A 15,992-nucleotide genomic window follows, 5' to 3' on the forward strand; every position below is an offset into this window, starting at 1 on the left:
TTTTCCATGTTAAGCCAACGCTTACTTTTTCGTAAGTTTTGGGTTTGATTATTCACTTGAGATTGTCGATTTATACTGCGTTAATTTATAACTTGTTGATTTATAAGTTATTTAAATTATGTGTTGCCCTGGAAGACGATTTTTCGGGCAATCGTTCGATTGCTCTCGCCGGGGAACTCTTTAATATCAACCCTGTGTCGACGGATAGACACAGCCATCAAGGATGATGGTCAGGACATCGCAGGAAGCGATTCATCAGGACGATGAAAAGGAACACAGGGACTAGGGAAAAAATGTGGGCGGGTCATACCGCCCCTTTTTTCGTCTGTAGAAAAGTCCCGGTTCCGGAAAAGCAAAAAGGCCCGCAAGGGGCCTTTTAGGGAACGCGGCGGTAATCAGCGTTCGAGATCTTTGATCTTGCCTTTAACACCATCCCACTCTTCGGCATCCGGCAGAGATTCTTTCTTTTCAGTGATGTTGGGCCAGATTTCTGCCAGCTCTACGTTCAACTGAATGAACTCCTGCATCTCTTCCGGGACTTCGTCCTCGGAGAAGATAGCCACAGCGGGGCATTCAGGCTCGCACAGCGCGCAGTCAATGCACTCATCCGGGTGAATCACCAGGAAGTTCGGGCCTTCGTAAAAGCAGTCCACCGGACAGACTTCTACGCAGTCGGTGTACTTGCACTTGATGCAGTTGTCGGTGACGACGAAGGTCATTTCTAATTCTCTCCTCAGACGGCGGCAGCGGAGCCCCTTCAGGATGGGGTCGCCAGGTTTGGGAGCGATAGTCTGCGAACCAGGCTAATAGTTCGCAGCATCCCAAACCGCGCGAGATTCTAACAGCTTGCAAGCGTCTGCGTTAGATGCGTGTCTTTAATGTGTAGAGCATTTCCAGTGCACGACGTGGCGTCATGTCATCCAGATCAAGCTTGGCCAGGTCATCGAGCACTGGGTGAGGCAAGCTGGCGAACATATCGCTTTGCTGTGGAACCGAGGGTTTGCCTGCTGCTGGAGGTGGCGCTTCGTGGGGCAGGCTGGTGGTTTCCAGACGGCTCAGGTGCTCCCGGGCACGCAGGATCACCTGGCTGGGAACCCCGGCCAACTGGGCCACAGCCAGGCCGTAGCTTTGGCTGGCAGGCCCAGGCAGTACGTGGTGCAGGAAAACAATGCGTTCGTTGTGCTCGGTGGCGTTGAGGTGAACGTTGGCCACCAGCGGTTCGTTCTCCGGCAGCACCGTCAGTTCGAAGTAGTGGGTGGCAAACAATGTATAGGCACGCAAATGGGCGAGACGTTCTGCCGCAGCCCAGGCCAGGGACAGGCCATCGAAAGTACTCGTTCCGCGACCCACTTCGTCCATCAGCACCAGGCTACGGTCGGTGGCGTTGTGCAGGATATTGGCGGTTTCGCTCATTTCCACCATAAAGGTCGAACGGCCGCCGGCCAGGTCATCACTGGAACCAATCCGGGTAAAGATACGGTCGACCAGGGATAGTTCGCAGCTGGCCGCCGGTACAAAGCTGCCGATATGGGCCAGCAGGACGATCAACGCTGTTTGCCGCATGTAGGTCGATTTACCGCCCATGTTCGGGCCGGTGATTACCAGCATGCGGGTGTTGTCATCCAGGCTCAGGTCGTTGGCGACGAAGGGCGTGGTCAAGACTTGCTCGACCACTGGGTGACGACCCTGGGTAATGCGCATGCAGGGTTCGCTGACAAACCGTGGGCAGTTCAGGTCCAGGTTCAGCGCGCGTTCTGCCAGGTTGCTGAGTACGTCCAGCTCGGCGAGGGCGCTGGCGGTGTCTTGCAGCGGCGCCAAGTGGCTGATCATCTCCTCCAGCAGGGCGTCGTACAGCATCTTCTCCCGCGCCAGGGCCCGGCTCTTGGCGGACAGGGCCTTGTCTTCAAAGGCCTTCAGCTCTGGAGTGATAAAACGCTCGGCCCCTTTGAGGGTCTGGCGCCGAATGTAGTCCGCTGGTGCCTGCTCGGCCTGTTTGCTGGGCAGCTCGATAAAGTAGCCGTGGATACGGTTGTAGCCGACCTTGAGGTTGGCCAGGCCGGTGCGGGCCTTCTCCCGGGCTTCGAGATCAATGAGGAACTGCCCGGCGTTTTCGCTCAGGGATTGCAGCTCATCCAACTCGGCGTCGTAACCGGTCTTTAGTACACCACCGTCGCGGATCACCGCCGGAGGGTTGTCGATCACCGCCTTGGCCAACAACGCGGCCAGTTCCGGGTAGGTGCTGGTGGTCACGGCCAGTTGGGTGAGGTGCGTGGCTTCCAGTTCGGTCATGGCCACTTGCAGTTCCGGCAGGGCGGCCAAGGCATCCCGCAGGCGGGCCAAGTCCCGAGGACGGGCGTTGCGCAAGCCGATACGGGCGAGAATCCGCTCGATATCACCGATTTCCTTGAGCTGGGGCTGCAGCTTTTCGAAGCGATAGCCATCCAGCATGCAGGTGATCGAGGTTTGCCGTGCCTGAAGGACCGCCAAATCCCGCAGCGGGCGGTTCAGCCAGCGAGTCAGCAAACGGCTGCCCATGGCGGTCTGGCAGCGATCGACCACCGATTGCAACGTGTTGTCGCGGCCACCCGCCAGGTTGGTGTCCAGCTCCAGGTTGCGGCGGCTGGCACCGTCGAGAACCACGGTGTCGTCCAGGCGTTCGTGACGCAGGCTGCGCAAGTGGGGCAGGGCGGTGCGCTGGGTTTCCTTGGCGTAGCTCAACAGGCAACCGGCGGCGCCGATGGCCAGGGTCAGGTTTTCGCAGCCAAAACCCTTGAGGTCCTGGGTCGAAAACTGCTGGCACAGACTCTTGTGTGCCGAGTCTCGTTCAAAATCCCAGGGCGCACGACGGCGCACACCGCGGCGTTTCTCCGCCGGCAGGCCTTGTGGCCAGTCGTCCGGGATCAGCAGTTCCACCGGGTTGATACGCTCCAGCTCGGCCAGCAGGTTTTCCCAGCCCTTGATTTCCAGGACGCTGAAATTGCCGCTGGTGATGTCCAGTACCGCCAGGCCAAACAGTCGTTCGTCACCCAGCACTGCTGCGATCAGGTTGTCGCGGCGCTCGTCGAGCAGGGCTTCGTCACTCACTGTGCCCGGGGTGATGATGCGCACCACTTGGCGCTCCACTGGCCCTTTGCTGGTGGCCGGATCGCCCACTTGCTCACAGATCACCACCGATTCGCCAAGCTTCACCAGCTTGGCCAGGTAGCCTTCGGCCGCGTGGTAAGGAATCCCGCACATGGGAATCGCCTGGCCAGCCGACTGTCCGCGCGCCGTCAGGGTGATGTCCAGCAATTTGGCGGCCTTCTTCGCGTCTTCATAGAAGATCTCGTAGAAGTCGCCCATGCGGTAGAACATCAACTGATCAGGGTGCTGGTTCTTGAGGCGCCAGTACTGCTGCATCATCGGCGTGTGTGAGGACAGATCGGAGGTATTTTTACTCATTAGGTATTTAGGCGGATTCGTTGAAAGTGGTGAGGCGTAAGGGGCTCAAGGCCCGGCTTTTGCGATGGCGGCAAGGTTACCACGGGGGCGGCGGCCTTCGCAGGCACCGCGAAGTGGGTGGGTATTCAGGTTATGCATTATATATGCAATTCAGCATTTGTATTCAGGCAAAATAACCCGCAATATGCGCATTATGCAAAAACGCAACGTTTCTACCGTCTTAAGAGAGCTGCTGGATCGTCACGGGATCTCCCCCACGGAGCTTCACCGTCGTACCGGTGTGCCTCAATCCACCCTCTCGCGGATTCTCAGCGGCAAGATCGTCGATCCGTCGGACAAACACGTCTCGCGGATCGCCGAATACTTCCAGGTGAGCACCGATCAACTGCGTGGGCGCGCCGATGTAGCGCCGGCCCGCGCCGTGGACCGCGATGAGGTTCATTCCGAACTCAAGGACATAAGCCTGTGGGATGACGACACCCCCGTCGACGACGACGAGGTCTCGGTTCCCTTTCTTCGCGAGGTTGAATTGGCTGCTGGATCAGGAAGATTCGTCATCGAGGAGAGCGAGCGCGCCAGCCTGCGGTTCGGCAAGCGCAGCCTGCGCCATAACGGTGTGCAGTTCGATCAGGCCAAGTGCGTCACCGTGCGCGGCAACAGTATGTTGCCGGTGCTGCGTGATGGCGCCACGGTCGGGGTCAATGCGGGCAAGTGCGCGATTGGCGACATCATCGATGGCGACCTCTACGCCATTAACCACAACGGCCAGTTGCGGGTGAAGCAGCTCTATCGCCTGCCCACGGGCATTCGCCTGCGCAGCTTCAACCGTGATGAGCATCCGGATGAAGACTACAGCTTCCAGGACATCCAGGAAGAGCAGATCAGCATCCTCGGCCACGTCTTCTGGTGGGGCATGTACGCCCGCTGATTCTTCCCTTTCCTTCAAAACCCGCCACTGAGCGGGTTTTTTTTCGCCCTGACGAAATCCCCTCAAGCCTTGATTTGCGCGGCCTCCATGCGTTTGTGCATTTTCAGTGCATAAATAAATGCATTTATGCATTGACTGTATATGCATCCATGCATATTCTTTGTCCCAAGCCGCTCAACAACGGCGAGCAACACCGCTCTTTAGTGGCAAAGCAAAGGCAGCGATGAACCGGCCTCAACGGTTCAGAGGGTTGGCAACTGACCCGGGTGTGCAGCGTAAAGCACCAGAAGCAGTTATCCGGCGGACAGGGTCGCGGTCGGAGGAACAATTTGAATGGATCCGTACCGCGCCAGTAGCGCCGAAAGATCAGAGGACCGCATTACTGAAAAGCCCGGGCGACCGGGCTTTTTGGAATGCCTACCGAAGCCGCGGGGGCTTGCCCCGCCAGGCGCTCTGCAGCGCAGGTTACACACATCTATTGTCCGGCCTGTTCGCAGGCCTTTTTTCAGCCCGGGAGACATGAATGACGAACGAGCAACAAGCGTTGCTGGATATGCCGATCTGGCTGGTCATCTTGCTGGCGCTGGTCGGCGGGGTGTCCGGCGAAATGTGGCGCGCCGACAAGGAGGGCGCTCGCGGCTGGTCGCTGATCCGGCGCCTGGCCTTGCGCTCCGGAGCCTGCGTGGTCTGCGGCGTCTCGGCCATCATGCTGCTGTACGCCGCCGGGGTCTCGATCTGGGCCGCCTGCGCCTTTGGTTGCCTGACCGCCATGGCCGGCGCCGATGTGGCGATCGGCCTTTACGAACGCTGGGCCGCCAAGCGCATCGGCGTGTGCGAACCCCCTTCACGGGACTCGCACTCGGATCGGCCCTGAGCCCCCGATCAACCGCCGCCGCCCGCCAGGCTGGTCGGCCCAAGCCCCCTGTACGTCGCAGTGTCGACACGATTCTGGAACCGGACAATGAGCGAACTGACGAACTTGCATGACGCCATTCTCTCGACCATCAAGGCGGCGATGCCGCACGTCCAAACGGTCGAGGAATTCCCCGCGTCACTGGATAGCCCTTTTGCCCCCACCATTTATTGTGCAATCAGCGCCATGGACCTGGGAACCGACCCGGGTGACGGGCGTAGCGGCATCCGGGCCACTGTTGAGGCCCGGGTGCTGGTGGACGCCAGCCTGCCGCAGGCACCGTTGCAGGCGGCCACGCTGGCTGCGCAACTGATCAACCTGCTGCGTTGCCAGTACTGGAATCTCGACTTTGTCGACGCCGCCACAGCGGTTCGGGCGTTGCCGGTGAGTTCGGCAACTGAGCCGCTACAGAGCGCGGTGTGGACGGTGCAGTGGCAGCAGGTGATTTACCTCGGGGAAGAACAGTGGCTGTGGCCCGATCAACCCCCGGGAACACTGATGTTGTCCATCAGCCCCGATGCCAGCCCGGGTCACGAGGCGGGTTACCAGTCACCGGAGCAAATGGAATGAGCTTCGTGTCTGCGACCCATGACCGGATGATCGCCGGGCTGATCATTCCTTGCAGCGTGGTCGGCGTGGATCTGGCGGCAGGCACTGTGCGTGTTTCCGATGGCGCCGGCTGGACCAGCGCCTGGGTTCGCTGGCACAGCCAGGCCGCGGGCAAGGCTCGCCACTGGCGAGCGCCGAGCCTCGGCGAGCAGGGCGCCTTGATCAGCCCCAGCGGTGAACCAGCCCAAGGTACGTTTGTGCCCGGGTTGTACGGCAATGCCGGCCCCCAGCCGGACAACCGCGACCATGTCGAGGTCTGGCGTTTCGATGATGGCGGCTCGCTGGTCTACGACTGGCAGGCCAAGAGTTACAGCATCAGCCTGCCCAGCGGCACGGTGACCGTTCAGGTCGGCGGCAGCTCATGGGTGGTGACGCCCAGTTCGATCACTGGCCAGGCCAGCACCCTTAGCCTGACCGGGGACATCACCTTGAATGGTGATGTGCTCATCAACGGTTCGAGCTTGAAGCACAACGGGGTGAACGTCGGTTCGACCCACACCCATTCCGCTGTGATGCCGGGGCCCGGCTCAACCGCAGCCCCTCAGTGACGCGTTGCGAATCATCGCCGACGCCACAGCCATCACCTCTCACATCAACCCATAAACCCGCCGCGTGCGGTTTTTTTGTACCCGGAGAACAGCATGGCCACCCCTAGAAAAAGTGTCGTCCGCTCGGCAGATAAAGGCGCTGCGGTGTTTCGCGACACCCGCTTCACCTCCCGCGTTCTGATCTTGCCGGACGGCCGTCCGTTGCCGGTGGTTCAGGGGCGAGTGTCGGCGCCGGCCGGCGACAGCGTCGCCCGTGACTACCTGAACAAACACCCGGATCTGCAGCTACAGGAGTAACACGATGATTGGAATGGATCGCCGTACCGGCTTGCCGCTGTCCGGCATCGAGCATTTGCGGCAGTCCATCGAGGACATCCTGACCACCCCCCTTGGCAGTCGGCGGATGCGACCGGAGTACGGCAGCAACTTGCGCCGTTATGTCGACTTGCCGGTGACCGGCGGGTGGAAAAGCGCGGTGCAGGCTGATGTGGCCCGGGCGCTATTGCGCTGGGAACCACGGCTGAAACTGGAGCGGGTGCAGGTGGTCGCGGTGGTGGAGGGCCAGATCAGCTTTCAGCTAACGGGTCAGTACCTGGGCAATAACGCGGTTTTGGAGGTGACGGCATGAGCATGCTGGATTTGTCGGCATTGCCGGCGCCGCAGGTGCTGGAAAGCCTCGATTTCGAGGCGCTGTATCAAGGCAAACTGACGACCTTTCGTCAGCACATGGGCGACAACTGGACCGCCAACCTGGAGAGCGACCCGGTCACCAAACAGCTGGAGCTGGCCGCCTACGGGGACATGCTGCTCCGGGCCCGGGTCAACGACGCGGCCAAGGCGCTGCTGTTGGCCCATGCCCAGGGCTCCGACCTGGATCACTTGGCGGCCAACGTCAATCTGCAGCGTTTGGTGATCCAGGTCGAGGACCTGCAGGCGGTGCCACCTGTTGCTGAGGTCAAGGAATCGGACGACGCTCTGCGTGAACGCATCCAACTGGCCTACGAAGGGCTGACCACGGCAGGGCCGCGCAACAGTTACATCCTGCATGCACGCAACGCCTCTGCCCTGGTTGCCGATGCCGAGGCGCAAAGTCCGTCGCCAGCCCGGGTGACCGTCACGGTGCTGAGCCTGGAGGGCGATGGCACGGCGAGCCCCGAGCTGCTGGCGAATGTCGCGGCGGCCCTTAACGACGAAGATGTGCGGCCGCTGGGGGATCGGGTCACGGTACAGAGTGCCCAGGTACTGCCCTATCGCATCGATGCGGTGCTGCACATGAAGGGGCCTGGGCCGGAAAGTGACGCGGCCCAGGCCGAAGCCGAACGCAAGCTGGCGGCCTGGATCAACCCGCGACGACGGCTCGGCATCGAGGTGGCGCGATCGGCCATCGACGCCCAGTTGCACGTCGCCGGTGTGGCCCGGGTTGAGCTGACGGATTGGCAGGACCTCGCTCCCACACCGGCCCAGGCGGCTTACTGCATCGGCTACAGCGTCACGTTGGGGGGCTGATATGACCAGCCTACTGCCGATCAACAGCACGCCGCTGGAGCGCGCCCTTGAGGCCGCGAACACCGGCGACACCAGCATCCTGCTGCGCACCCTCTACAACCCCACGACCTGCCCGGTGCACCTGTTGCCCCAGCTGGCCTGGGCCTGGTCGGTGGACCGTTGGGACCCGCGCTGGTCCGAGTCGGTCAAGCGCAACGCCATCCGCGCCTCGTTCTTCATCCATGAGCGCAAGGGCACCATCGGTGCCTTGCGCCGGGCAGTCGAGCCCCTGGGCTACCTGATCGACGTGGTCGAGTGGTGGCAGACGGTGCCCGAAGGCGATCCTGCCACCTTCGCTCTCAAGGTCGGGGTACTGGACACCGGCATCAGCGAGGAAATGTACCAGGAGCTGACCCGGCTGATCGACGACGCCAAGCCGCTCAGTCGGCAAATGAGCGGCCTGGCGATCAGCCTGGAAACCACCGGCGTGATCGGCTTTGGCGCCTATGTGGGAGAGGGGGAAGTGATCGACGTTTACCCGCCCAGCTCCCGCGATATCGAAGTGACCGGCCGCTATGGCCAGGTCATGTGCATTGATGAAATTGACACCCTGGACGTGTACTTATGATTGATTCAAACAGTCAGTTCTTTGCCATTCTCACGGCCGTGGGCGAGGCGAAACAGGCCAATGCCACGGCCTTGGGCCTTCCCTGGACCTTTACGGAAATGGCGGTCGGCGATGCCAATGGCACCGATCCGATTCCGCTGCGCAGCCAAACCAGGCTCATCAACGAATGGCGCCGCGCACCGGTCAACCAGGTGCGTACCGACCCGGCCAACCCGAACGTGGTGGTCACCGAGCAAGTGATTCCGGCCGATGCCGGTGGTCGCTGGATCCGTGAAATCGCGCTCTACGATGCCGACGGCGACATGGTGGCGGTGGCCAACTGCGCACCGAGCTTCAAGCCCTTGCTGGCCCAGGGCACGGGCAAGACCCAAGTGATCCGCATGAACTTCATCGTGTCCAACACGGCGCAGATCGTGCTGAAAATCGATCCGGCGGTGGTGCTGGCGACCCGGGATTACGTCGATAACGCGGTGATCGAAGCCCTGGCCAAACTGGACTTCAAACACTCGGCGCTGGTGGCCACCACGGCCAATATCGCCTTGAGCGGCTTGTTGACCGTCGACGGTGTGCTGCTGCCGGTCGATGCCCGGGTGCTGGTGAAAAACCAGACCCAAGCCAAGGACAACGGGCTGTATGTGGCGTCGGCCGGTGCCTGGAAGCGCGCGACGGACGCCGACAGCAGCCTGGAAGTGACCCCCGGGCTGTTTGTCAGCATCGAGAAGGGCACGGTCAACGGCGACAGCGTCTGGCAGTTGGTCACCGATGGGCCAATTGTCCTCGGCACCACGGCCCTGGCTTTTGAAATGGCCGTGGGCCGGACGGGCATCAGCGCCGGTTCCTATGCCAATGTCACCGTCGACAAGTACGGCCGGGTGATCGCCGGGACCAACCCCACAACGCTCGCCGGGCATGGCATCAACGACACCTACACCAAGGCCGAGATCGAGGCGCTGGTGGCTCAGTCCTCGTCATTGCCAGTGGGTTCGATGGTGGCGTTTCCCAAGGGGCCCGTTCCTGTGGGCTTCTTTGAGGCCAATGGCGGTTTGCTGAGCATTGCAGCCTATCCCGATCTTGCCGCGTACCTGGGTACTACCTTCAACACGGGCACTGAGGGTGCCGGCAACTTCCGCTTGCCGGATTCGCGGGGCGAGTTCCTGCGTGGCTGGGACAATGGGCGTGGGGTCGATGCGGGGCGGGCGCTTGGAAGCTCCCAGGCAGATGCACTCAAGGAGCACAGGCACTTGGGCGGGGTTGGCTCTGTTTGGGGTGGCAGTGTTGATCCCTTTGTCTACGGTCGTACCGATGTCGATACACCGGGCCAGGCCAATAGCTTTGTGACTGAAACCGCATCGACTGGGGTCAACTCTCAGGGCTATACATCGAAAGTTGGTGAGTCCGAGACTCGCCCTCGCAACCTGGCTGTGATGTGGTGCATCAAAGCCTGGAACGCTCCAATCAATCAGGGCCAAATCGACGTGGCGGCGCTGGCCAATGAAGTGGCTGCGCTGAAGTCAGCCACACCGGTGGGCGCCATTATTCCGTTCCCAATGGGCGCCGTTCCCGCTGGGTACCTTGAGTTGGATGGACGGGTGCTGAGCATCGCCACCTATCCTGATCTGGCGTCCTATCTAGGCAGCACGTTCAACACGGGCAGCGAAGGTGCTGGCAACTTCCGCTTGCCGGATTCGCGTGGCGAGTTTCTGCGGGGCTGGGACCATGGACGCGGTGTGGATGCTGGGCGGTCGATTGGCAGCAATCAGTTGGGATCTGTTGAAAGCCATACGCACGAGTTTTGGAACGACAACGGAAATGCCACCACGCCTTTGGATGGGCACCTTATTTACGCTGAGTCGGGTAGTTCCCGGCCTGATACCGACAAGGTCAAGACGCTGCCGTATGGGGGTAGCGAAACCCGTCCCCGCAACCTGGCCGTCATGTGGTGCATCAAGGCCTGGAGTGCGCCGATCAATCAGGGAAACATCGACGTTGCTACATTGGCGACGCTGTCTGCCCAGGCCACTGAAATCAATCAGGGCACAGCAAAAATCGCGACTCAATCCGCGGTGGATGCCGGCACTGACGATAGTGGCTTTGTAACGCCGATGAAGCTGCGCCATGGTTTCTCAGCCGAGTTTGCTAGCACCGGTTACATCGCGCTGCCGAGTTGGCTGGGCGGTTGGATTCTGCAGTGGGTCAGCACCGGAGCGATAACCAATCTCGCGTCAGGGGGCACAGCCACTCGGCCGGTTGTCTGGCCGCTGATATTCCCAACTGAGGTTCTTGCCCAGTGGGGGATCGCTGTAGGGGCAACCGTGGGTGATGTGGGGATGGTCCCCACTGCCAGCATTCCTACAAAAGTGGGTATGACGCTAGGCATCTACAACGCGGCAGTCGCCGCTAAAAACATGTCGAATACCATCGGCTTTGGCCTTGGCCGCTAAAGGGGGAACATCCATTGATTTACTACAACCCTGCCTCGGGCGGTTTTCTTGACACCGTGATTCACGGGAAAAATCTGCCCAGCGGCCTTATTGAAGTCAGCAATGAGCGGCGGACCGAGATTATTGCAGCTCGTGCGAATCATCAGGTCGTGGTCTGTGAGGGGGCGTTATCTCGTTCCAAGATCCGCCGCCCCCAACCTTGGCTGAACTCGCGGACCAGGAGCGGACATGGCGTAACGCCGAGTTGGCGCTGGGTATGCGACTGCGTGATCGCCACCGCGACCAGTTGGAGATCGAGGTACAGCCCGCGCTCAGCGGCGATCAGTTCAAAGAGCTGTTGCTGCACATGCAGGCCTTGCGCGACTGGCCTCAGTCCTCGGCATTTCCCAATCCCGAGCAAAGGCCGCCTTCGCCGACCTGGCTCGCCAACTCAACTGAATAAACGCCCCGCACCGACGGGGCGTTTTCTTTTCCCCTTCACCCACACCCTCACAGCCCCCTTTACCCGGGGCTTTTTCATGTCTGGAGTTTATCCATGAGTGGTTTTTTCCACGGCGTTACCGTTACCAACGTGGACACCGGCGCACGCACCATTTCGCTGCCGACGTCTTCGATCATTGGCCTGGTGGATACCTTCACCGAAGGCCCGACCTTCAGTGCCAAGTTCAACGACCTGCTGCTGATCACCAACGAGCGTGAGGCGATTGCCGCCTGGGGCCCGGATGCGGCGATCACCAAGGCCTGCCAGGCCATCTATCAACGTGCCAAGGCGGTGATCGTCGCCTGTGGCGTGGAGAAGGTCGAGGACGCGGCCCAGCAGACCTCGGCGATCATCGGCGGCGTGCTGGCCGACGGCAAGCGCACCGGTCTGCAGGCGCTGCTGGACGGCAAGAGCCGCTTCAATGCGCAGCCACGTCTGCTGGTCACCCCCAAGCACAGTTCGACCCTGGCGGTCGGCACCGCGCTGGTGGCATTGGCCGACAAGCTGCGCGGCCTGGCGATTCTCGATGGCCCCAACACTACCGATGAAGCAGCCATGGCGTACGCCAAGAACTTCGGCGCCAAGCGCGCGTTCATGGTGGACCCGGGTGTTCAGTACTGGGACGCCGGTGACAGCGCCACCGTCGATGCGCCGGCCTCGGCCTGGGTCGCGGGCCTGTTTGCCTGGACCGACAACGAGTACGGCTTCTGGGCCTCGCCGTCGAACAAAGAGTTTGTCGGCATCACCGGCACCACTCGTTCCATCGAGTTCCTGGACGGTGATGAAACCTGCCGCGCCAACCTGCTGAACAACGCCAACATCACCACCATCATTCGTGATGCGGGCTTCCGCCTGTGGGGCAACCGCACGCTGTCGAGCGATCCGAAGTGGGCGTTTGTCACCCGCGTGCGGACCCTGGACATCGTGATGGACGCGATCCTCTACGGCCACAAATGGGCGGTCGACCGCTCCATCACCGCGACCTACGTCAAGGACGTGACCGAAGGCCTGCAGGCGTTTATGCGCGACCTGAAGAACCAGGGCGCGATCATCAATTTCGAGGTCTACGCCGACACCGAGTTGAACACCGCCAGCCAGCTGGAGCAGGGCAAGGTGTACTGGAACATTCGTTTCACCGACGTACCGCCTGCCGAAAACCCGAACTTCCGCGTCGAGGTCACCAACCAGTGGCTGACCGAAGTCATCGAACAAACCGCTTAAGGAGCAGTAGCAATGGCAATGATTCCCGAAACCCTGGCGAACATGAACCTGTTCGTCGATGGCATCAGCTTTCAAGGCGACGTGCCGAGCCTGACCCTGCCCAAGTTGACCCTCAAGACCGAGGAGCATCGTGTCGGCGGCATGGACGTGGCGGTGGAACTGGACATGGGCATGGAGAAACAAGAGGCCGCGTTCAGCACCACCGGTGTGCGCCGTGAGTCGCTGAAACTCTTCGGCCTGGCAGACAGCACCGGCTTCAACGGCGTGTTCCGTGGCGCCTTCAAGGGGCTCAAGGGCAAGGTCACCCCGGTGATCGTGACCCTGCGCGGGCTGCTCAAGGAGGTCGACATGGGCGACTGGAAATCCGGCGACAAGGCCGAGATCAAGCACAACGTGGCCCTGACGTACTACAAGCTCGAAGTGGACGGTCGCCTGATCTATGAGATCGATGCACTGGGTATGAAGCGCGTGATCAACGGCGTCGACCAACTCGCCACTCAACGCTCGGCCCTGGGCCTGTAAGGAAAACTTCCGATGTCTCAAGCACTGAAAAAAGTCCCGGACTGGATGATCCTCGGCAGCGACAGCGTCGCTGTCAGCCTCAGCAAACCGGTGGAGATGAATGGCGTGGTCTGCGACAAGGTCACGCTGCGAGCCCCGACCGTGCGCGATGTGCGTGCGGCCAATGCGGCGGCCGCTGGCGACGATGAGCAGCGCGAGCTGATCCTGTTTGCCAGCCTGGCCGAGATCAGCGCCAAGGACCTGGAGGGCATGGCCCTCAAGGACTACCAGCGCCTGCAGGCCGGTTATTTTCGCCTGGTGCAAGACGACGAGCTTTGACCCGGCGGTGATGAAGATGGCGGCGAAGCGGCTCGCCAGCGAGCTGCATTTTTCCGCCGAGGAGATCATGACCATGCGCTTTAGCGACATGGTCTGGTGGCTCACGGATTGAGCCCTTCACCGCAGGATCAGGAGTAGCAGATGGCGAGCAAACTGGTATCAGGGCTGGTGGTGATTGGTGCTGCCGTCAGTTCGACGTTGGACGCCGCCTTCAAGACGGTGGAAGACCGGATCAAAAAACTGGAAGCGCAAGGCAACAATGCCAGGGTGTTGGAAAAAACCATTGGTGAAACCTTGCGTCTGCAGGACGCATGGCAAAAGGCTCACGATCGTGGCGCTGCTTCCGCCGCCGGGTTGTGGCGCAGTCTGGAAAACAACCGGAATGGGCTGCGCAAGCAGGGTGTCCTGGTCCATCAACTGCGTGAGGAGTATCAGGCCCTGGGCGCAGTGGCTCGTGGTTCAGAGCTTAAGGCCCGTGGGCAGCAGCAGATCGATCAGGGCAAGACCGACCTCAAGGCGGCTTATGGTTGGGCCAAGATCGGTGTCGACACACTGAAAGCTCCGGTCAAGGTCAGTGCCGATTATCAGGCGCTTATCCGTGACATGGCGATCAAGGCCAATGTTGCCAACACGCCCCGGGAAGCGCAGTTGAGTCAATCCGTCATGCAGGCGGCGAAAGACACGGGAATGGGCCGCAACGAGGTGGCCGGGCTGGTGAGCAAGATGCTCGTCAATGGTATGTCGCTGGACAAGGCCCAGGGCTATGCCCCGCTGGCGGCGAAGTTTGCGGTGGGCCAGGGCGCAAGTGCCGAAAACACCGCGAATCTGATGCGGGCCCTGGAGTTGCAAGCCAAGATCGACGACCCCAAGGTCATGGAGAGCGCCCTGGAGGCCATCGCCCTGCAGGGGCAGGAGGGCAACTTCGAGGCGGCCGATATGGCCCGTCTGCTGCCGGCGCTGCTCAAGAGCGCGAGCGCGGGAGGGCTTACCGGCATGCAGGCGGTGAGCCAGTTGGGGTCGATGCTGCAAGTGCAGATGAGTACGGGTGGTAGTCCCGATGAGGCCGCCAGCCAGTTGAATAACTGGATAGAAAAACTCGGCACTGGCGATGCGCTCAAGGCCGCTGCTCTGACTGACTCGCAGAGCCGGGAGCGTTATGAGGCGTTGAGCAAGCGTTCGTTGAGTGCTTCGGGCGCTCTCGACGAGAACCTCGCCCAGCGCCGGCAACTCTCCAAGCAGTTGTGGGCTGAAACCGAGCAAGCGGTCGACAACGGCATGCTGGCCATTGGAGAGGCCTTGCGCCCCGCCACGGATCAGGTGGCCAAAGGCATCACCCTGGTGGTCGGCAAACTGACTGAACTGGCGGGGGCGGCTCCTCCGTTAGTGCTAGGGCTGGCGGCCGTGGGTGTTGGCTTTGTCGCGATAAAAAACCTGATGGCCGCGTACACCCTTGGCAAGGGCCTGCTCAATGTCCTCCGGGGGTCTTTGAAGATCGACCCCGAGGTGGCAAAGCGGGTGTCAGCGAGCAAGGCGGGGGGGCTGGGCTGTGTTCAGTCAACGGTTGGTTGCTGTGCAGACAACAAGCGCCGTAGGAGCCGTGGGGGGCGCAGAAGTCCCCGAGGTGGCGCTCGTGGCCAGTCTGGCAACTCTGGCAACAGCCGTTCGAAGGGGGCAGGTGGATTGAAGAACCCTCTGACGCCCAGTGGCTTGGAGAAACTGCCCAAGGGTGCCACTGCGCCCGGAGTGCCGGGCACTGCGCTGAAAGACGCCGCATCCGTGGCGAAGGGATTCAGGGGGGGCTCGCTGCTCTCGGTGATCAGCGCCGGTTTCCAGGTGGCGGATGTTTACCAGAACGCCAAGACCCAGGATGAAAAAGCTGAGGGCTATGGCGAGGCGGCAGGCAATCTCGCCGGGACCCTGGCCGGTGCCGCTGCGGGTGCCGCCATTGGCTCCGCGGTGCCGGTGATTGGAACAGTGATTGGTGGTTTGATCGGGGGGGCGTTCGGTGCCTGGGGCGGTTCTGCCTTGGGCGGTGCCTTGGGTAAAAAGATGTTCGGCTCTGATGAGTCGCTCAAGAGGCTGCCCGCAGCCGGCCCGCTGATGATGGCCAATGCTGGGCAGACTATCCCGCCGGTCATGGGCGACATCGCCAAATCGTTCAAGCCACGCGAGACACCCTTGATGATGGGGCAGGTGGTGCGTTCGATGGAGAGTCCGTCGCCCTCTGCATCGACACTGGCCACGATCAACCCGCCGCAGTCGTTCGCGTCACAGGCATCGCCGGTGCTTGAGCAGCAATTCAGCTTCGCGCCCTACCTGTCGATCTCGGTCCAGGAGGATGTCAAAGACCCCGCCCAACTGGCCCGTGAGCTGGAGCCCTATTTGCGCTTTCAGTTCGACGAATACAGCCGGCAGGCGACCGCCCGCCAGTTGTTCGACCCCCCACACGTTTAAGGA

General features: G+C 61.3%; 16 protein-coding genes. 14 read left to right on the forward strand and 2 right to left on the reverse strand.

The annotated features are described in order from the left end of the window. Positions 1–395: 395 nt before the first annotated feature. Both fdxA and mutS read right to left on the reverse strand, forming a co-directional pair. Positions 396–719 (reverse strand): ferredoxin FdxA, encoded by a 324-nt coding sequence (gene fdxA, locus M1B35_RS27485; protein ID WP_007908827.1) that lies wholly within the window; start codon positions 717–719, stop codon positions 396–398. A gap of 142 nt (positions 720–861) precedes the next feature. Further along, positions 862–3,441, reverse strand: a complete 2,580-nt coding sequence (mutS, locus tag M1B35_RS27490; RefSeq protein ID WP_268263630.1) for a DNA mismatch repair protein MutS — start codon at positions 3,439–3,441, stop codon at positions 862–864. 184 nt (positions 3,442–3,625) lie between these two features. Between mutS and M1B35_RS27495 the strand changes: the two genes are divergently transcribed. The 14 genes from M1B35_RS27495 to M1B35_RS27560 all read left to right on the forward strand — a co-directional run bounded on the left by M1B35_RS27495 (position 3,626) and on the right by M1B35_RS27560 (position 15,989). Continuing rightward, a complete protein-coding gene (locus M1B35_RS27495; protein ID WP_123336647.1) occupies positions 3,626–4,369 on the forward strand; it encodes an XRE family transcriptional regulator in 744 nt (247 codons plus the stop codon). A 523-nt stretch (positions 4,370–4,892) separates the two neighbouring features. Beyond that, a complete protein-coding gene (locus tag M1B35_RS27500) occupies positions 4,893–5,243 on the forward strand; it encodes a phage holin family protein (RefSeq protein ID WP_123336646.1) in 351 nt (116 codons plus the stop codon). An 87-nt stretch (positions 5,244–5,330) separates the two neighbouring features. Continuing rightward, positions 5,331–5,852, forward strand: coding sequence for a hypothetical protein (locus M1B35_RS27505; RefSeq protein ID WP_123336645.1), 522 nt, complete (start codon positions 5,331–5,333; stop codon positions 5,850–5,852). Further along, positions 5,849–6,439 (forward strand): phage baseplate assembly protein V, encoded by a 591-nt coding sequence (locus M1B35_RS27510; RefSeq protein ID WP_123336643.1) that lies wholly within the window; start codon positions 5,849–5,851, stop codon positions 6,437–6,439. Before M1B35_RS27505 ends, M1B35_RS27510 begins: the two co-directional genes overlap by 4 nt. A gap of 93 nt (positions 6,440–6,532) precedes the next feature. Continuing rightward, positions 6,533–6,736: a hypothetical protein gene (locus M1B35_RS27515; RefSeq protein WP_268263631.1), complete on the forward strand. Its 204-nt coding sequence runs from the start codon at positions 6,533–6,535 to the stop codon at positions 6,734–6,736. A 4-nt stretch (positions 6,737–6,740) separates the two neighbouring features. Next, positions 6,741–7,067, forward strand: coding sequence for a GPW/gp25 family protein (locus tag M1B35_RS27520; protein ID WP_268263632.1), 327 nt, complete (start codon positions 6,741–6,743; stop codon positions 7,065–7,067). Then, complete coding sequence (locus tag M1B35_RS27525; RefSeq protein WP_123336638.1) at positions 7,064–7,945, forward strand: baseplate assembly protein; 882 nt, start codon at positions 7,064–7,066, stop codon at positions 7,943–7,945. Before M1B35_RS27520 ends, M1B35_RS27525 begins: the two co-directional genes overlap by 4 nt. A gap of 1 nt (position 7,946) precedes the next feature. After that, a complete protein-coding gene (locus tag M1B35_RS27530; RefSeq protein ID WP_268263633.1) occupies positions 7,947–8,552 on the forward strand; it encodes a phage tail protein I in 606 nt (201 codons plus the stop codon). After that, entirely contained in the window at positions 8,549–10,993 is a 2,445-nt protein-coding gene (locus tag M1B35_RS27535) for a phage tail-collar fiber domain-containing protein (RefSeq protein ID WP_268263634.1), read from the forward strand. The genes M1B35_RS27530 and M1B35_RS27535 overlap by 4 nt, the downstream gene beginning before the upstream one ends. A 256-nt stretch (positions 10,994–11,249) precedes the next feature. After that, positions 11,250–11,435, forward strand: a complete 186-nt coding sequence (locus M1B35_RS27540) for a hypothetical protein (RefSeq protein ID WP_268263635.1) — start codon at positions 11,250–11,252, stop codon at positions 11,433–11,435. A 93-nt stretch (positions 11,436–11,528) separates the two neighbouring features. Further along, positions 11,529–12,695 carry a phage tail sheath subtilisin-like domain-containing protein gene (locus tag M1B35_RS27545; protein ID WP_123336632.1) on the forward strand — a complete coding sequence of 389 codons (1,167 nt, stop codon included), beginning with the start codon at positions 11,529–11,531 and terminating at the stop codon, positions 12,693–12,695. A gap of 12 nt (positions 12,696–12,707) precedes the next feature. Then, positions 12,708–13,217 carry a phage major tail tube protein gene (locus tag M1B35_RS27550; protein ID WP_123336630.1) on the forward strand — a complete coding sequence of 170 codons (510 nt, stop codon included), beginning with the start codon at positions 12,708–12,710 and terminating at the stop codon, positions 13,215–13,217. A 12-nt stretch (positions 13,218–13,229) separates the two neighbouring features. Beyond that, positions 13,230–13,535: a phage tail assembly protein gene (locus tag M1B35_RS27555; protein ID WP_123336629.1), complete on the forward strand. Its 306-nt coding sequence runs from the start codon at positions 13,230–13,232 to the stop codon at positions 13,533–13,535. Positions 13,536–13,676: 141 nt separating this feature from the next. After that, entirely contained in the window at positions 13,677–15,989 is a 2,313-nt protein-coding gene (locus tag M1B35_RS27560; protein WP_268263636.1) for a phage tail tape measure protein, read from the forward strand. Positions 15,990–15,992 lie beyond the last annotated feature (3 nt).

The sequence above is a fragment of the Pseudomonas morbosilactucae genome (assembly GCF_023241665.1).
GTDB lineage: Bacteria > Pseudomonadota > Gammaproteobacteria > Pseudomonadales > Pseudomonadaceae > Aquipseudomonas > Aquipseudomonas morbosilactucae.